Source organism: Candidatus Pantoea multigeneris (genome assembly GCF_011752615.1).
Lineage (GTDB): Bacteria > Pseudomonadota > Gammaproteobacteria > Enterobacterales > Enterobacteriaceae > Pantoea > Pantoea multigeneris.
This window is the reverse complement of record NZ_VWXF01000006.1, coordinates 35,047-50,833: the sequence shown is the minus strand read 5'-3', so window position 1 is coordinate 50,833 and position 15,787 is coordinate 35,047. Positions and strand designations below refer to the sequence as shown.

At 54.4% G+C, this 15,787-nt stretch carries 11 protein-coding genes; 5 read left to right on the top strand and 6 right to left on the bottom strand.

The window, feature by feature from the left end:
• Positions 1 to 108 precede the first annotated feature (108 nt).
• Entirely contained in the window at positions 109 to 1,749 is a 1,641-nt protein-coding gene (locus F3J40_RS14765; RefSeq protein ID WP_167015763.1) for an ATP-dependent nuclease, read from the top strand.
• 82 nt (positions 1,750 to 1,831) lie between these two features.
• Here F3J40_RS14765 and cspD read toward each other — a convergent pair whose 3' ends face one another.
• Positions 1,832 to 2,053, bottom strand: a complete 222-nt coding sequence (cspD, locus tag F3J40_RS14760) for a cold shock-like protein CspD (RefSeq protein ID WP_017347012.1) — start codon at positions 2,051 to 2,053, stop codon at positions 1,832 to 1,834.
• A gap of 322 nt (positions 2,054 to 2,375) precedes the next feature.
• Between cspD and clpS the strand changes: the two genes are divergently transcribed.
• The gene (clpS, locus tag F3J40_RS14755) at positions 2,376 to 2,696 is read left to right on the top strand and encodes an ATP-dependent Clp protease adapter ClpS (protein WP_017347013.1); all 321 of its coding nucleotides are present in this window, start codon (positions 2,376 to 2,378) and stop codon (positions 2,694 to 2,696) included.
• A 58-nt stretch (positions 2,697 to 2,754) separates the two neighbouring features.
• Positions 2,755 to 5,031, top strand: a complete 2,277-nt coding sequence (gene clpA / locus F3J40_RS14750; protein WP_017347014.1) for an ATP-dependent Clp protease ATP-binding subunit ClpA — start codon at positions 2,755 to 2,757, stop codon at positions 5,029 to 5,031.
• Between the two features lie 156 nt (positions 5,032 to 5,187).
• On the opposite strand, the gene infA is transcribed toward clpA, so the two are convergent.
• The 5 genes from infA to trxB form a co-directional block, all read right to left on the bottom strand.
• The gene (gene infA / locus F3J40_RS14745) at positions 5,188 to 5,406 is read right to left on the bottom strand and encodes a translation initiation factor IF-1 (protein WP_002211347.1); all 219 of its coding nucleotides are present in this window, start codon (positions 5,404 to 5,406) and stop codon (positions 5,188 to 5,190) included.
• 337 nt (positions 5,407 to 5,743) lie between these two features.
• Positions 5,744 to 6,436 carry a leucyl/phenylalanyl-tRNA--protein transferase gene (aat, locus tag F3J40_RS14740; RefSeq protein ID WP_167015761.1) on the bottom strand — a complete coding sequence of 231 codons (693 nt, stop codon included), beginning with the start codon at positions 6,434 to 6,436 and terminating at the stop codon, positions 5,744 to 5,746.
• A 33-nt stretch (positions 6,437 to 6,469) separates the two neighbouring features.
• Positions 6,470 to 8,179, bottom strand: a complete 1,710-nt coding sequence (gene cydC / locus F3J40_RS14735; RefSeq protein ID WP_167015759.1) for a heme ABC transporter ATP-binding protein/permease CydC — start codon at positions 8,177 to 8,179, stop codon at positions 6,470 to 6,472.
• On the bottom strand, positions 8,179 to 9,924 hold the full coding sequence (cydD, locus tag F3J40_RS14730) for a heme ABC transporter permease/ATP-binding protein CydD (protein ID WP_167015757.1): 1,746 nt from the start codon (positions 9,922 to 9,924) through the stop codon (positions 8,179 to 8,181). Before cydD ends, cydC begins: the two co-directional genes overlap by 1 nt.
• Positions 9,925 to 10,062: 138 nt before the next feature.
• Positions 10,063 to 11,028, bottom strand: coding sequence for a thioredoxin-disulfide reductase (gene trxB, locus F3J40_RS14725; RefSeq protein ID WP_167015755.1), 966 nt, complete (start codon positions 11,026 to 11,028; stop codon positions 10,063 to 10,065).
• A 522-nt stretch (positions 11,029 to 11,550) separates the two neighbouring features.
• Between trxB and lrp the strand changes: the two genes are divergently transcribed.
• Both lrp and F3J40_RS14715 read left to right on the top strand, forming a co-directional pair.
• Positions 11,551 to 12,045 (top strand): leucine-responsive transcriptional regulator Lrp, encoded by a 495-nt coding sequence (gene lrp, locus F3J40_RS14720; protein ID WP_017347019.1) that lies wholly within the window; start codon positions 11,551 to 11,553, stop codon positions 12,043 to 12,045.
• Positions 12,046 to 12,164: 119 nt separating this feature from the next.
• Entirely contained in the window at positions 12,165 to 15,773 is a 3,609-nt protein-coding gene (locus F3J40_RS14715; protein WP_167015753.1) for a DNA translocase FtsK 4TM domain-containing protein, read from the top strand.
• The last annotated feature ends 14 nt before the right edge of the window (positions 15,774 to 15,787 follow it).

Here is a 15,787-nt window from a genome sequence, read left to right as displayed (position 1 = left end):
GAGGCGCACACGCTAGCGAAAAACAGTGATGGAGTAAAGGCTTTCACACCAGTAACTTGACCACCTTGCAGGCACCGTTCATGCTGAAAAAAAACACAGGACGTCGCCATGATTCTGGAACATATCGAAATTACCGGCTTTCGCGGTATCAGCCATCTTTCGCTGCCCCTGACCTCAACCAATCTGCTTATCGGTGAGAATGCCTGGGGTAAATCCAGCCTGCTGGATGCGTTAACCCTGTTACTCTCACCGCAATCTGCGCCCTATCAGTTTACCGCCCATGATTTTCACTTTCCGCCGGGCGAGCTGGAGGCTCAGATGCGCCGCTTGCGCATTGTATTTTGTTTCCGCGCCGGGCCAGACGATCACGAAACGGCGTTAGCGTCGTTCTGGCAACAGGCTGAGGACGGGGGGCGTCTGCTCTACTACAGCGTTCAGGGTCGGCGGCGGGATGAAGGTGTCTTCACCTCACGCCGCTTTCTGGACGCGCGTGGCGATGTGCTACCCGAGGCCGGTACAACACCAGCGATTCAGCAACTGATTCGCCGCTCTCCCGTGCTGCGCCTGCGTGATGCCCGCTTTAGCCGCCGCTCCCGCGCCAGCGATGTTGCACTAGAACCAGAAGTGAATAGCCTGGCCACAGAAGCAGAGGCGTTGATGCGCGAGTTAATGACGCGTCCGCAGCACCTGACGGATGACATGCTGCGTCAGGGATTGCAGACGCTGCAACAGTTACTGGAACACTATTTTCTGGTGCAACCTGCGGATGCCAGTACCCCGGTGGCACGCGTTGCTCCGCAGCGACGCAAAGGGGAAGCGGGTTGGCGCTCCCTTGACCAGCTGAATCAATTGATCGGTGAAACGGATTCACGCAGCCATCAGCTGATTTTACTGCGCATGTTTTCGTTGCTGCTGCAGGCGCGGGGCAGTGATGCACTTGCACCGGGGTCTCAGCCGCTTTTGCTGATTGAAGATCCAGAAACGCGCCTGCATCCCATTATGCTCTCGGTGACCTGGAATCTGCTGGAGATGCTGCCGCTGCAAAAGATTGCGACCACCAACTCTTCAGAACTGCTTTCGCAGGTGCCGGTGGAACATGTCTGTCGTCTGGTGCGTGAAGCTGAACGCGTTACGGCATGGCGTATTGGCCCGGAAGGATTGAGTGCGGAAGAGAGCCGCCGCATCGGTTTCCACATTCGCGTCAATCGGCCTTCGGCGTTGTTTGCCCGCTGCTGGTTACTGGTGGAGGGAGAAACGGAAGTATGGATTATCAATGAACTGGCGCGGCAGTGCGGCTATCACTTTGCCGCCGAAGGCGTGAAGGTGATTGAATTTGCGCAGTCCGGCCTGCGTCCACTGCTCAAATTTGCCCGACGTATGGGGATTGCCTGGCATGTGCTGACCGATGGCGATGACGCCGGGAAAAAATATGCGGCCAGCGCACGTGGCCAACTGCAACATGGCGAAACCGAGGACGATCATCTGACGCAGCTGCCCGCGTTGGATATGGAGAATTTTCTGTATCGTCAGGGGTTCAGCGAGGTTTACCGGGAGGTGGCGCACCTGCCGTCAAACGTGCCAATGAACGCCCGGCGTATTATTACCAAAGCCATTCAACATGCTTCTAAACCGGAGCTGGCGATAGCGGTTGCGATGTCAGCCGCTGAACGTGGACCTGCTGCCATTCCGCCGCTGCTCAACACCTTGTTTGCCCGGGTGATGTGGTTGGCACGCGGCAAGGCTGATTAAAAAAACCGCAAAAAACAGAAAAATGCCAGCGGCTTTGGCTGGCATTTTAGCTTCGGGATGGTCAGAATACAGGGGGCGTTTTTCAGGCAACTGCCTGCGTTTCTTCTGGCACAATCAGGCTGGCATGATTGCCTTTTGGTCCCTGATGGACAGCAAACTGCACGCGCTGTCCGGCTTTCAAGGTGCGGTATCCCTCCATCTGAATGGTGGAATAGTGCGCGAAGATATCATCACCGCCACCAAGCGGGCAGATAAAGCCAAAACCTTTGGCGTTATTGAACCATTTAACTGTTCCCGTCTCCATGCTTTTACTTCCCTCGCAGTACAGTTGTTAAACAGGTGAAGTCATTGCCGCTGTGAGTCGAGACTGTTTAAATCTCAATCAGCATATGTCAGTAGAATGTAGATAAACCGCAGAGGGCGTCAAGCAATCCACGGCGCTGGAATCAGAGAAATTGCTCAAAATTTGAAGCAGTTAACGCTATTGCGAATTTTGTGATACAGGTCGCGTCGAGCCATTTGGTGCTGTTTTTTGTCAGATTGAAAATGGGCCTGACGGACGTGTTAAACTGTAATCAGGGGTGGATACCACCCGGACGCAACGTACAGAATTTGAACGGAACATTATGGCAAACACGAACGACTGGCTTAACTTCGAACACCTGGCCGAAGAAAAAACACGTGAAGGATTAAAGCCGCCTTCCATGTATAAAGTCATATTGAACAATGATGACTATACGCCAATGGAATTTGTTGTTGACGTTCTGCAAAAGTTCTTTTCTTATGATGTTGAACGTGCAACGCAACTGATGCTGAATGTTCACTACCAGGGGAAAGCAATTTGTGGTGTATTTACTGCAGAGGTAGCTGAAACCAAAGTGGCGATGGTGAACAGATACGCACGGGAAAACCAACATCCGTTGCTGTGTACGCTGGAAAAAGCCTGAGACCGTCCCCATAGTGTTAGGGTGAGGTCGTCAGAGCGATAATTGGGGGAGGTGCCTTATGCTCAATCAAGAACTGGAACTCAGTTTAAATATGGCTTTCGCCAGAGCGCGTGAGCACCGTCATGAGTTTATGACCGTCGAGCACCTGTTACTGGCTTTGCTCAGTAACCCATCTGCCCGGGAAGCTTTAGAAGCTTGCTCAGTGGATATTGTGGCGCTGCGGCAGGAACTTGAAACCTTCATCGAACAAACCACACCTGTGCTGCCTGCCAGCGAAGAAGAGCGTGATACACAGCCTACGCTCAGCTTCCAGCGCGTGCTCCAGCGTGCGGTCTTCCACGTTCAGTCATCCGGCCGTAGCGAAGTCTCCGGCGCGAATGTGCTGGTCGCCATTTTCAGCGAGCAGGAGTCACAAGCTGCCTATCTGCTGCGCAAACATGAAGTCAGTCGTCTCGACGTAGTGAACTTCATCTCTCACGGCACACGCAAAGATGAGCCTTCTCAGGCCCCGAATGCGGAAAATCCAGTTAACGAAGAGCAAGCAGGCGGGGAGGAACGTATGGAAAACTTCACCACCAATCTCAATCAGCTTGCACGCGTTGGCGGGATCGACCCGCTGATTGGTCGTGACAAGGAACTGGAACGTACCATTCAGGTGCTGTGCCGCCGCCGTAAAAATAACCCGCTGTTAGTGGGTGAATCTGGCGTGGGTAAAACTGCAATTGCCGAAGGTCTCGCCTGGCGTATCGTGCAGGGTGACGTGCCCGAAGTGATGCAGGATTGCACCATTTACTCGCTGGATATCGGTTCACTGCTGGCGGGAACCAAATACCGGGGTGATTTCGAAAAACGCTTTAAAGCGCTGCTGAAACAGCTTGAGCAGGATACCAACAGTATTCTGTTCATCGATGAGATCCACACCATCATCGGTGCGGGTGCGGCTTCTGGTGGCCAGGTTGATGCGGCGAATCTGATCAAGCCGCTGCTCTCCAGCGGTAAAATCCGCGTGATGGGTTCAACCACCTATCAGGAGTTCAGCAACATCTTCGAAAAAGATCGTGCGCTGGCCCGTCGTTTCCAGAAAATCGACATCACCGAACCTTCTGCTGAAGAAACGGTGCAGATCCTGAACGGTCTGAAACCGAAATATGAAGCGCACCACGATGTGCGTTACACGGCGAAAGCGATTCGTGCTGCGGTTGAGCTGGCAGTGAAATACATCAACGATCGTCATCTGCCAGACAAGGCGATTGACGTGATTGATGAAGCGGGTGCGCGTGCGCGTCTGCTGCCGGTCAGCAAACGCAAAAAAACCGTTAACGTGGCGGATATTGAATCAGTGGTGGCGCGTATTGCTCGTATTCCAGAGCAGAGCGTGTCAGCCAGCGATCGCGATACGCTGAAGAACCTCGGCGACCGCCTGAAAATGCTGGTCTTTGGTCAGGACAATGCGATTGAAGCATTGACCGAAGCCATCAAAATGAGCCGCGCGGGTCTGAGCCAGGATCGCAAGCCGGTCGGTTCCTTCCTGTTTGCTGGCCCAACCGGCGTAGGTAAAACCGAAGTCACGGTGCAGCTGGCAAAAGCGCTGGGTATTGAGCTGCTGCGTTTTGACATGTCCGAGTACATGGAGCGCCATACGGTTAGCCGTTTGATTGGTGCTCCTCCGGGCTATGTTGGTTTTGACCAGGGTGGCCTGCTGACGGATGCGGTGATTAAGCATCCTCACGCGGTAGTGCTGCTGGACGAGATCGAAAAAGCGCACCCAGACGTGTTCAACCTGCTGCTGCAAGTGATGGATAACGGAATGTTGACCGATAACAACGGTCGCAAAGCGGACTTCCGCAACGTGGTATTGGTGATGACCACCAACGCCGGCGTGCGTGAAACCGAACGTAAATCCATTGGCCTGATTCATCAGGACAACAGTACGGATGCGATGGAAGAGATTAAAAAGATCTTTACGCCAGAGTTCCGTAACCGTCTCGACAACATTATCTGGTTCAAACACCTCTCTACCGAGGTGATTCATCTGGTGGTCGATAAGTTTATTGTCGAACTGCAGGTGCAGCTGGATGCCAAAGGCGTGTCGCTGGAAGTCAGTGATGAAGCTCGCGACTGGCTGGCAGAGAAAGGCTACGATCGCGCAATGGGCGCACGTCCAATGGCGCGTACCGTGCAGGAAAGCCTGAAGAAACCGCTGGCGAATGAACTGCTGTTTGGTTCACTGGTGGATGGCGGCTCGGTGTCCGTTGCGCTCGATAAAGAGAACAACCAACTGACCTACCACTTCCTCAGCGCTGAGAAGCGTAAAACGGAAGGCACCGTGCATTAATCGGTGATACAGGCAAACAAAAAGGCCGGAGATGACTCTCCGGCCTTTTTTCTGTGCTTTATCTGCGGCAATCAGTGGGAAGTTATTTGCCTCTGACGCTGCACCCTTTCAGCAGATGAGAAAAGGGCAGATGAAGCACAGTGAGCAGGGCAAATCTTAGCGACTACGGAAGACAATGCGGCCTTTGCTCAGGTCGTACGGGGTCAGTTCGACAGTCACTTTGTCGCCTGTCAGGATGCGGATATAGTTTTTGCGCATCTTACCGGAGATATGAGCGGTAACCACGTGTCCGTTCTCAAGCTCTACGCGAAACATGGTGTTTGGTAACGTATCAAGTACGGTACCCTGCATTTCAATATTGTCTTCTTTGGCCATCGAATCCTCTGGGTGGACTACCTGTCAGTTGAACCGGCAAGATAATGCCGAATTCCATCAGTTATGTAAAGAAACGTTGGCGGTTAGCCAACGCTTCGCCGTGCGACGCGCCTATGCGCGAGCATCTCGGGTTAAATTCGGGTGTTGTTGACGTCTGCGGGGAGTTAGCGGGCTGAGAAGCTGTGCAGCACCTCTTCAGGATAACGTGACACGGCCCCGGGAGTATTCATCTCCCAGCCTGGCAATTCCGGCTCGCTATGGCGAAGTGCGAACGACATACCAAACGACGATATTATATCACCGATATGAGCTTATGTGTGCAAAACATCTGCTCAGATTAAAAAAGTGTCTGTTTTTGCCAACATTCAACGCCTACAGACTGAGAAGCCAGCTCCTGAACATAGCGTAAATAGTCTACGCGGCCAATTTCTTGCGCACCGAGTGAAGCCGTGTGTGGGTTAATCACCTGACAATCCACTAACACGCCCTGATGGCGTAAAAAGTGCTGACAAAACACCAGCAAAGCGGTTTTTGAGGCATTTTCTTTGCGGCTAAACATCGACTCACCACAAAACATTTTTCCCAAAGACAGGCCATACATCCCGCCAACCAGGTCATCCTGATGCCAGACTTCAATCGAGTGTGCATGGCCCAGTTCAAACAGACGTAACCAGGCACGTTTGACCTCAAAAGTGATCCAGGTGCCTTCATCACGTTGGCTGGCACAGCCCTCAATAACGCCCGCAAAGGCATGATTCATGGTCACGCGATAGGGTGAGCGCTGGTGAAAACGCTTCATGCTGCGGCTGAGATGAAAGTTTTCAGGTAAAAGCACGGCGCGTGGGTCGGGTGACCACCATAAAATCGGATCGCCTGGGGAAAACCACGGGAAGATACCGCTATTGTACGCGCTCAACAGGCGGGCAGGGGAGAGGTCGCCTCCCATAGCAAGCAGGCCATTTGGCTCGCGTAATGCCATTTCCGGCGGCGGAAAATGGAGCGATTCTCGTGAAAGCTGTATCAGTCTCATTGTGTTGTCATACCCGTCTAATCTCCGTATAGACTATAGCGCAAAGCGCCTGTGGAGACGCCAGTAATCCCCCTGACCGGCGATTAATTGGTCGTGTGTTCCCTGTTCACTTAACTGGCCGGCCTCCATGACACAAATACGATCCAACTGATGGAGCTGAGTGAGGCGATGCGTGACCATTAACAACGTTTTATCCTGGGTGACGCTGAAGATCAGGTCAAGGATCTGGCGTTCGGTATGGCTATCCAGGCCTTCAGTGGGTTCATCCAGCAGCCAGAGATCGCCATCATGTAACAGGGCACGTGCAATGCCTATACGTCGCAACTCTCCGCCAGACAATGGCCTGCCGCCATCACCCATCCACATATCTAACTGCTCATCTTCCTCTGCCAGATAGCGCAGACCGACCTGTTCCAGCACTTGCAACAGCCTTTCGTCACTCGCATCTGGCCGCGCGATCAACAAGTTTTCACGCAGTGTACGCGAGAAAAGATAGATGCGCTGAGGCATTACGCTGATGCGTTGACGTAATGAAGTTTCGTCCCAGCGGGTTATCGGTTGCTGGTTCAGCAGGACATCACCGCATACCGCCTCGGCCTGGCGGGTGAGTAACGCTAAGATGGTTGACTTGCCACAGCCGGTTGGGCCGAGCAGTGCCACATGCTCTCCTGCGTTGATCGTCAAACACAAGTTGTTAAGCACCGGTTCAAGACGCTGGGGCCAGGTGAAATGCAGATGATTGAGTTCAACGGCCATCCCTGCATGCTGTGGCAGTGGCGTGGAGGGATAAACCATCGCCGCAGATTGTTGGGTAATTTGGCTAACGCGCTCCGCTGCGCTAATGACCTGCGCCAGCGGGAGAAATGCTGCCGTCACTGGGCCCAACGCTTCGAACGCGGCGAGGGCACAAAACAGCATCAGGGCCATTATCGGCCCCTTGTCCGCCTGAGCCGCGGCCAGCCACAGCAGCAAAGTGGCGGTACAGCCGCTTACCACCAGCAGCAATGCCTGGGATTTTGCCTGCAATCGCTGCTGCTGGAGCTGTGCCTGCTGCCAGTGCTGTTCTTGTTGATCGATCTCTTTACGCCATGCAGCACTGGCACCGTAAATCATGAGCTCAGCCTGGCCCTCCAGCCACTGGAGCAGTTGTTGATGCCAGAGATTGCGTGCGCTGCCAATGGTGTATCCCAACGGTCTGGCTTGCCGCCAGAACAGTGCGGGCAATAACAACAGGGTGAGAAGCATAATGCCGCCCAGCGTCAAAGCCAGCGGCACATCAATCAGGCTCAGGCCGATACTCACGCTGACAATCACCACCAGAGCACCTGCCAGTGGTGCAATCACGCGCAGATAGAGGTGATCCAGGGTATCCACATCAGCCACAAAACGGCTCAACAGATCGCCATGACGAAAACGGGCAAGCTGAAAAGGGGCCAGTGCCATTAAGCGGGAGAACGTGAACACGCGCAGGTGCTGCAACACGCGAAACGTAGCATCATGGCTGACCAGCCGCTCAGCGTAGCGAGCAGCGGTGCGAATGATGGCTGCACCGCGAACACCCGCAGCGGGCAGCATGTAATTAAAACTGTAAAGCCCAGCCGTGCCAGCAACGGCACTGGCGGCAAGAAACCAGCCGGACAGCGTTAATAAGCCGATACTGGCGAGCAGGGCGAGTATCGCGAGAACAATCCCGAGAGACAGACGCACAGGATGACGACGCCACAGGCACAACAGTGACCACATTACGCGAGCTCCTTATGATTCATCAGCGCCTCTGGCATCGATTCCGCAGACCCTTGAAAAATAAATGTTCCTTGCTGCATAACCCAGACGCGATCCCAGCGATGCAGCTCACGCTGGTCGTGGCTTATCATCAAGGTGGTTTGCTGCTGAGCGGCGTGTGTGAGAGCGTGCATCACCAGCCGTTCGCTGTGTTGATCGAGGCTGGCGGTAGGCTCATCCAGCAGCAGCAGGGCCGCTGGCTTATACAAGGCTCGGGCCACCGCAACGCGTTGTGCTTGCCCCACGGAAAGCCCTATGCCCGCATCGCCCGTTGCCGTGTCGAGACCGTCGGGCAGGCGCGCGAGGAATTCACTCACCCCGGCTTGATCCAGCATCTGTTGCAGGCGTTCCGGCTGCTCGGGGCCTGACAGCACGATATTTTGCCGTAGCGTTGGCGCGGGCAACTGCGGATTTTGCCCGACCCATGCGAGGTGCTGCTGCCACTGTTCGCGTGCAATATCGCGCAACTCTATGCCATTGACTTTAAGTGAGCCGCTATAGGGCAAAAAGCCCAACAGGACGTTCATCAGTGCACTTTTTCCCGCGCCGCTAGTGCCAATCAGCAGCACCCTTTCGCCAGGAGAAAGGCTAAAACTGAGCGCGGAAGTCAGGGCTTTACCGTGAATGGTGGTGACAACCAGGTCTTTCGCTTCGAGCTGAAAAGGGGCCTCGGGCAGAACGGCTGGAGCGTGGGTGAGGGTTGCAGGCTCAGGCGCTTCCGCCATAAACGTCTGGAGGGCATCCGCGCCGCCAACGGCTTGTGCCTTGGCATGATAAAAGGTGCCGAGATCGCGCAGGGGCTGGAAAAACTCAGGTGCCAGGATCAAAGCCAGAAAACCGGAAAATAACGTCACCCCGGTGCCGTAATGGCCAAAATTCAGTTCGCCCAGATAGGAAAAACCAAAATAGACGGCAACAACGGCAATCGCCAGTGAGGCAAAGAACTCCAGTACCGCAGAGGAGAGAAAGGCGAGGCGTAACACCTCCATGGTGCGTGTACGGAAGTCTTCACTGGCGTTGGCAATCGCCTGTTGTTCAGCGGTGGCGCGATGAAACAACTGGAGGGTATCGCGTCCTCGCAGACGGTCGAGAAAATCCCCACTGAGACGGGCCAGCGCCTGAAAGTTACGCCGGTTTGCTTCTGCGGCTCCCATGCCCACCAGGGCCATAAAGAAGGGAATCAGGGGAGCGCTAACCAGCAAAATTAATCCAGCGGCCCAGTTGAGGGGAAACAGGGTAATCAGAATGATACAGGGGATAAGGGCGGCGAGTGAGAGTTGTGGCAGGTAACGTGCGTAGTAATCCTGCATCTCTTCAATCTGTTCCAGTAGCAACGTTGCCCAACTGCCCGCCGGTTTTCCTTTGACCCATGCCGGGCCCAGAGAGGCAAGGCGATCGAGTACCTGTTGACGCAGTTTGCGCCGAATGGCCAGTCCGGCACGGAAGCCGGCTAAATCGCGCAGGTATTGAATCAATGCGCGCAGTACAAAGCAGGCCAGCAGCCAGAGAAACGCCGGAGCCAGAGCCGTACGCGGCACCTTGTCGATAATCAGGTATTGCAGCAAGCTGGCTATCAACCAGGCCTGCCAGACGATCAAGAGAGCGCTTACCATCCCCAAACAGGTGGTCAGGTGCAGCCAGTGCCCACCGTGGCGGCGCTGTAGCCGCAGCCAGCGCAGAAGTTCCTGCTGTCGAGTTTTGTTCATTAAACGTTGCCCGAGCCAGAAAAAAGAGCCAGGAGATAATTTCCCCTGGAAATTAGCGGGTTAATCTAGCACGGGAGCAATAAAAAAGGCGACGGAAAAACCGTCGCCTTTATGAAGTCAGATCAGATGGTTAACAACTTACTTATCGGTTTTAACCAATCCATCCAGGAAGCGTTCTGCATCCAGGGCTGCCATACAGCCAGTGCCTGCTGAGGTGATGGCCTGACGATAGATATGGTCCATCACATCACCCGCAGCGAATACGCCTGGGATGCTGGTCTGAGTGGCATTGCCCTGCAAACCGGACTGCACTTTAATGTAGCCGTTCTCCAGCTCAAGCTGACCATTGAAGATGGCGGTGTTTGGGCTGTGACCAATGGCGACAAACAGACCCGCGACCTCAAGGTTTTCCACTTCGTCGGTTAGGGTGGAACGCAACGTCAATCCTGCCACGCCCATGTCATCACCGGTGACTTCTTCCAGAGTGCGATCGGTATGCAGCACGATGTTGCCGTTACGCACTTTGTCCATCAACCGGTCGATCAAGATTTTCTCTGCACGGAAGCTGTCACGGCGGTGAATCAGGTGTACTTCTGCCGCAATGTTAGCCAGGTAGAGGGCTTCTTCTACTGCGGTGTTACCACCGCCGATCACCGCAACTTTCTGGTTGCGATAGAAGAAACCGTCACAGGTGGCGCAGGCGGAAACACCACGGCCTTTAAACGCCTCTTCTGAAGGCAGACCGAGATAACGTGCAGAAGCACCGGTCGCGATAATCAGCGCATCAGAGGTGTATTCACCGCTGTCGCCAATCAGACGGAACGGACGCGTCTGCAGGTCAACCGTATGAATATGGTCGAAAATGATTTCAGTATTGAATTTCTCAGCATGCTCCTGCATACGCTCCATCAATGCTGGACCGGTCAGATCATGCGGGTCGCCTGGCCAGTTTTCCACTTCTGTGGTGGTGGTCAGTTGGCCGCCTTTTTCCAGTCCGGTAATCAGGACGGGATTTAAGTTGGCGCGTGCTGCATAGACAGCAGCGGTATAACCGGCCGGGCCTGAGCCCAGAATGAGTAGTTTACTGTGTTTAACCGTACTCATGTGTTCCTCTGTTTCATTTGGCTGAAAGCATGGTCAAGGATTGTAGGGAAATTACAGACGCAAAAAAAGCCTTAAACAATTTTGTTAACGATAGCTGCGAGTGGCGTAGACGATGATGGACATTTTTGCATCACGGATGCGCTAAAATGGGGCATAACTCGGAAAATTAATCATCAGCAGCTAAAAAATACTCATTTAAAATCAGTTACCCAGAGGGCTGTCTGGCATCTTGTCCTGAATTTGGAGATTTTACTTTGACAATCGCCTGCGCTTTTGCGAAAACATTGGGAGAAGGGAAGAACTTTTAGCGAATCATGATAGGCAAAGCGCCCAGAAATGAACGTTCGTTAAAAAAAACAGCCTGGCATTGGTAATGACGCATGATGTGGACAGACAACATGCGTCATACAGATGGGCGCGAAATTCGCACCGGCTTTGGCTTCACTTCATTAATGCCCGAGACAAAAGTGGTTTTTTTTGAGCGTGGCAGGTTAAGGGAAGGAATTAAGAGAGACAATAATAATGGTAGACAACAAGAAGCGCCCCGGGAAAGACCTCGATCGTATCGACCGTAACATTCTGAATGAGCTGCAGAAAGATGGCCGAATTTCTAACGTCGAGCTTTCCAAACGCGTCGGTTTATCACCAACGCCGTGTCTTGAACGTGTTCGTCGTCTGGAACGCCAGGGGTTCATCCTCGGCTATACTGCACTTCTGAACCCACACTATCTGGATGCATCACTGCTGGTATTTGTTGAGATTACTCTGAATCGTGGTGCGCCAGATGTGTTTGAACAATTTAACGCCGCTGTACAAAAACTTGAGGAAACTCAAGAGTGTCACCTTGTTTCTGGTGATTTCGACTATCTGCTGAAAACGCGCGTTCCGGACATGTCTGCTTATCGCAAACTGTTGGGCGAAACCTTGCTACGCCTGCCGGGCGTTAACGATACGCGTACCTATGTAGTGATGGAAGAGGTCAAACAGAGCAACCGTCTGGTGATCAAAACCCGTTAATGCAGGGCAGGTGCAAATCCCGTGGGATTTAGGTACACTCCTGTGAATACATACAGGACCAGCGTCGGGCTTCTCCGACGCTGTTGTCTTCTTAATTTACAGGCACCTGGAGAGTTCTCTTGAGCCAGGAATATACAGAAGATAAAGACGTCGTATTACAACCGCTCAGCAGCGGGCGTCGTTTGCTGGAAGCTTTACTCATTCTCGTTGCACTTTTCGCCATCTATTTGATGGTTTCCCTTGTCACCTTTAACCCTTCCGATCCCAGTTGGTCACAGACCGCCTGGCATGAACCTATTCATAACCTTGGTGGTGCACCAGGCGCATGGATGGCGGATACCCTGTTATTTGTCTTTGGCGTGATGGGCTATGCCATTCCGCCCGTGATCGTGGGCCTGTGCTGGAAAGCATTTCGCCAGCGCGATAACCAGGATTACATCGACTACTTTGCGATTGGCCTGCGCCTGATTGGCGTGCTGGCATTGGTGGTGACCACCTGTGGCCTGGCTGCGCTAAACGCCGATGATATCTGGTACTTTGCATCGGGTGGCGTGATTGGCAGTCTGATCAGCAGTGCCATCGCACCTTACCTCAATCCCGTCGTCAGCACGCTGGCGCTGCTGGTGGTTTGGGCTGCGGGAATCACCCTCTATACCGGCTGGTCATGGCTAACGATTGCCGAGCGCATTGGTGGCGTCGTGATGGGTGTATTAACCTTCGCCAGCAACCGCTCACGTCATGATGAACCCTGGCAGGAAGAGGAAGAGTATACCGATGAGCAGCATACTGCGGCGCCTCTGACTGCGGCTGCACGCCAGGAATCCGATGAAGAGGATGACGTCCTGCTGGCCGCACCGCGTCGTCCTGATGAAGCCCCTCAGGCACCTGCGGAAAACGCCGCGACGGTAGCCCTGCCATCTGACCCTCTGTTAGCCACAGCGGCTGCGGCTACCGTGGCTGCGGTACATCAGGCTGCTGTAGCGGTGCCAACTGCTGCAATTCCAGTGGCTGCGGCGCAGAATTCTGCTGTTCAGCCTACAACAGCCGCGCAGCCGTTGAACGAACAGCCCGCGGTTGCAGCAACACCACAGCCGTTATCTTCCGTGGCACCCGCTGCCTTTAGTCAGCCGGTGTCGTCGGGTGTGGCACAACCAGAAAGCGTCCATACTGCCGTTTCAGCGGGAAACCAGGCGCAGCCTGCGTTCACCGGGGAGACTTCGCAGCCAGCCCCAACAGAGCAGGCACCGCCGCTCTACCGCTTTGAGGTGCCCGAGTCACAAGGTAGCGCATTTAGCGTGTATGAAGAAGACGATGGCCCGCAGATGGGCAACTGGCGTTCAGCGACTGAAACCGGGGCAGCAGCCGTTGCCGCGAGTTCTGCTGCCGCTGCCGCACCGTTGTTTGATATTGCGCCAGAATCAGAGAGCAACCCTCAGGTGAAGCAGGGCATTGGTCCTTCATTACCGCGACCCAACCCGGTCAAACTGCCAACGCGACGTGAGCGAGCCTCATGGGGCATAAAACTGCCTTCACAACGCATGGCAGAAGAGAAAGCAAAAGCGGAAGCTGAGCAAAAGCTTGCGAATTCGGAACAGGTTACCCCACAGGTTGATCTGGCTGCACCACATGCCGCAGAGCAGAACTGGAGCAGCGAAGAGCAAGATACCCTGCAGCAGGCCGAACTGCGCCATGCGTTTGCTGCTCAGCAGCAGGACCGCTATGGTGCAGACTGGCAAACGTCGTCCGCGCAGGAAGAGGATGATGACGCTCAGCAACAGGCCGAGCTGGCGCGTCAGTTTGCTGTGCAGCAACAGACTCGCTATGCCCCAGAGCCGCCGGTGCAGAAGCCCGTGTTGGATCTTGGGAAAGAGAGCATCTTTGATCTCTCACCGATGAAAGATTTAGTGGATGACGGTCCGGGTGAGCCACTGTTTACGCTTTCGGCCACGCCAGAGCCTACGGCCCCTGCTGCACCAGCAGTCACCGTTGCGCCGCCTTCTTCTTATCACCATCAACACTCGCCATTTGAAATGGCGCGTCAGCGTCAGGCTGCGGCTGCACAAGCTGCGGCAGCTGAAGTGCAACCTGAGCCGTCTGTCGAACCTGAGTATCAGCCACAGACATCATCCTATTTCGCACCTGAACCTGTTGCTCCGGCACAAGAAGAAACCGCACAAACCGCGTTCCAGGAGAGTTTGTTCCATCCCTTCCTGGTGCGGCATGAGCAGCCGTTAGAGAAGCCTTCAACACCGTTGCCAACCCTGGATCTCCTCACTTCGCCACCGCTGGAAGAGGAACCGGTTGATATGTTCGCCCTTGAGCAGACGGCCCGTTTGGTTGAAGCAAGGCTTGGCGACTATCGAGTGAAAGCGGAAGTGGTGGGGATCTCACCAGGCCCGGTAATTACCCGTTTTGAGTTGGATCTTGCACCGGGCGTAAAAGCGTCGCGCATCTCTAACCTCTCACGGGATTTGGCGCGTTCGCTCTCTGCCGTTGCGGTACGTGTCGTGGAAGTGATTCCCGGCAAACCCTATGTTGGTCTTGAACTGCCTAACCGCCATCGCCAGACCGTTTACCTGCGTGAAGTGCTGGACTGCCCGCAGTTCCGTGAAAACACCTCACCGCTGGCCATCGTCCTGGGGAAAGATATTGCTGGGCAGCCTGTCGTCGCCGATCTGGCGAAAATGCCGCATCTGTTAGTGGCAGGTACGACCGGTTCCGGTAAGTCGGTGGGGGTCAACGCCATGATCCTCAGCATGCTGTATAAAGCCACCCCGGAAGAGGTGCGCTTTATCATGATCGATCCAAAAATGCTGGAGCTGTCGGTCTATGAAGGGATTCCGCATCTGTTAACAGAAGTGGTCACTGACATGAAAGATGCGGCAAATGCGCTGCGCTGGAGTGTGGGTGAAATGGAACGGCGCTATAAGCTGATGTCTGCACTGGGCGTTCGTAACCTTGCAGGTTACAACGAAAAAGTGCAGCAGGCTGAAGCTATGGGCCGACCGATCCCTGATCCATTCTGGAAACCGGGTGATAGCATGGACACCTCACCACCAGTGCTGGAGAAATTGCCGTACATCGTGGTGATGGTGGATGAGTTTGCTGATCTGATGATGGCCGTCGGTAAGAAGGTGGAAGAGCTGATCGCGCGTCTGGCACAGAAAGCGCGTGCGGCGGGTATCCACCTGGTGCTGGCAACCCAGCGCCCGTCGGTGGATGTCATTACCGGTTTGATCAAAGCAAATATTCCGACCCGTATTGCCTTTACGGTCTCCAGCAAAATCGACTCCCGTACCATTCTCGACCAGGGGGGCGCGGAATCGCTGTTGGGCATGGGTGATATGCTCTATATGCCACCTAACTCTTCAATGCCGGTGCGTGTTCACGGCGCGTTCGTACGCGACGAGGAAGTGCATGCAGTGGTACAGGACTGGAAAGCGCGTGGTCGACCGCAGTACATCGATAGCATTACCGCAGGTGAAGAAGGCGAAAGCGGCGGTGCATCGGTTGAAGGTGGCGACGATCTGGACCCACTGTTCGATCAGGCCGTGGCATTTGTGGTGGATAAACGTCGTGCTTCCATTTCCGGTGTTCAGCGTCAGTTCCGTATCGGTTACAACCGCGCTGCCCGCATCATTGAGCAGATGGAAGCGCAAGGCATAGTCTCTGAACCTGGACATAACGGTAACCGTGAGGTGCTCTCACCGCCGTCACATGAAATGTAATGCGACGTGCGGAC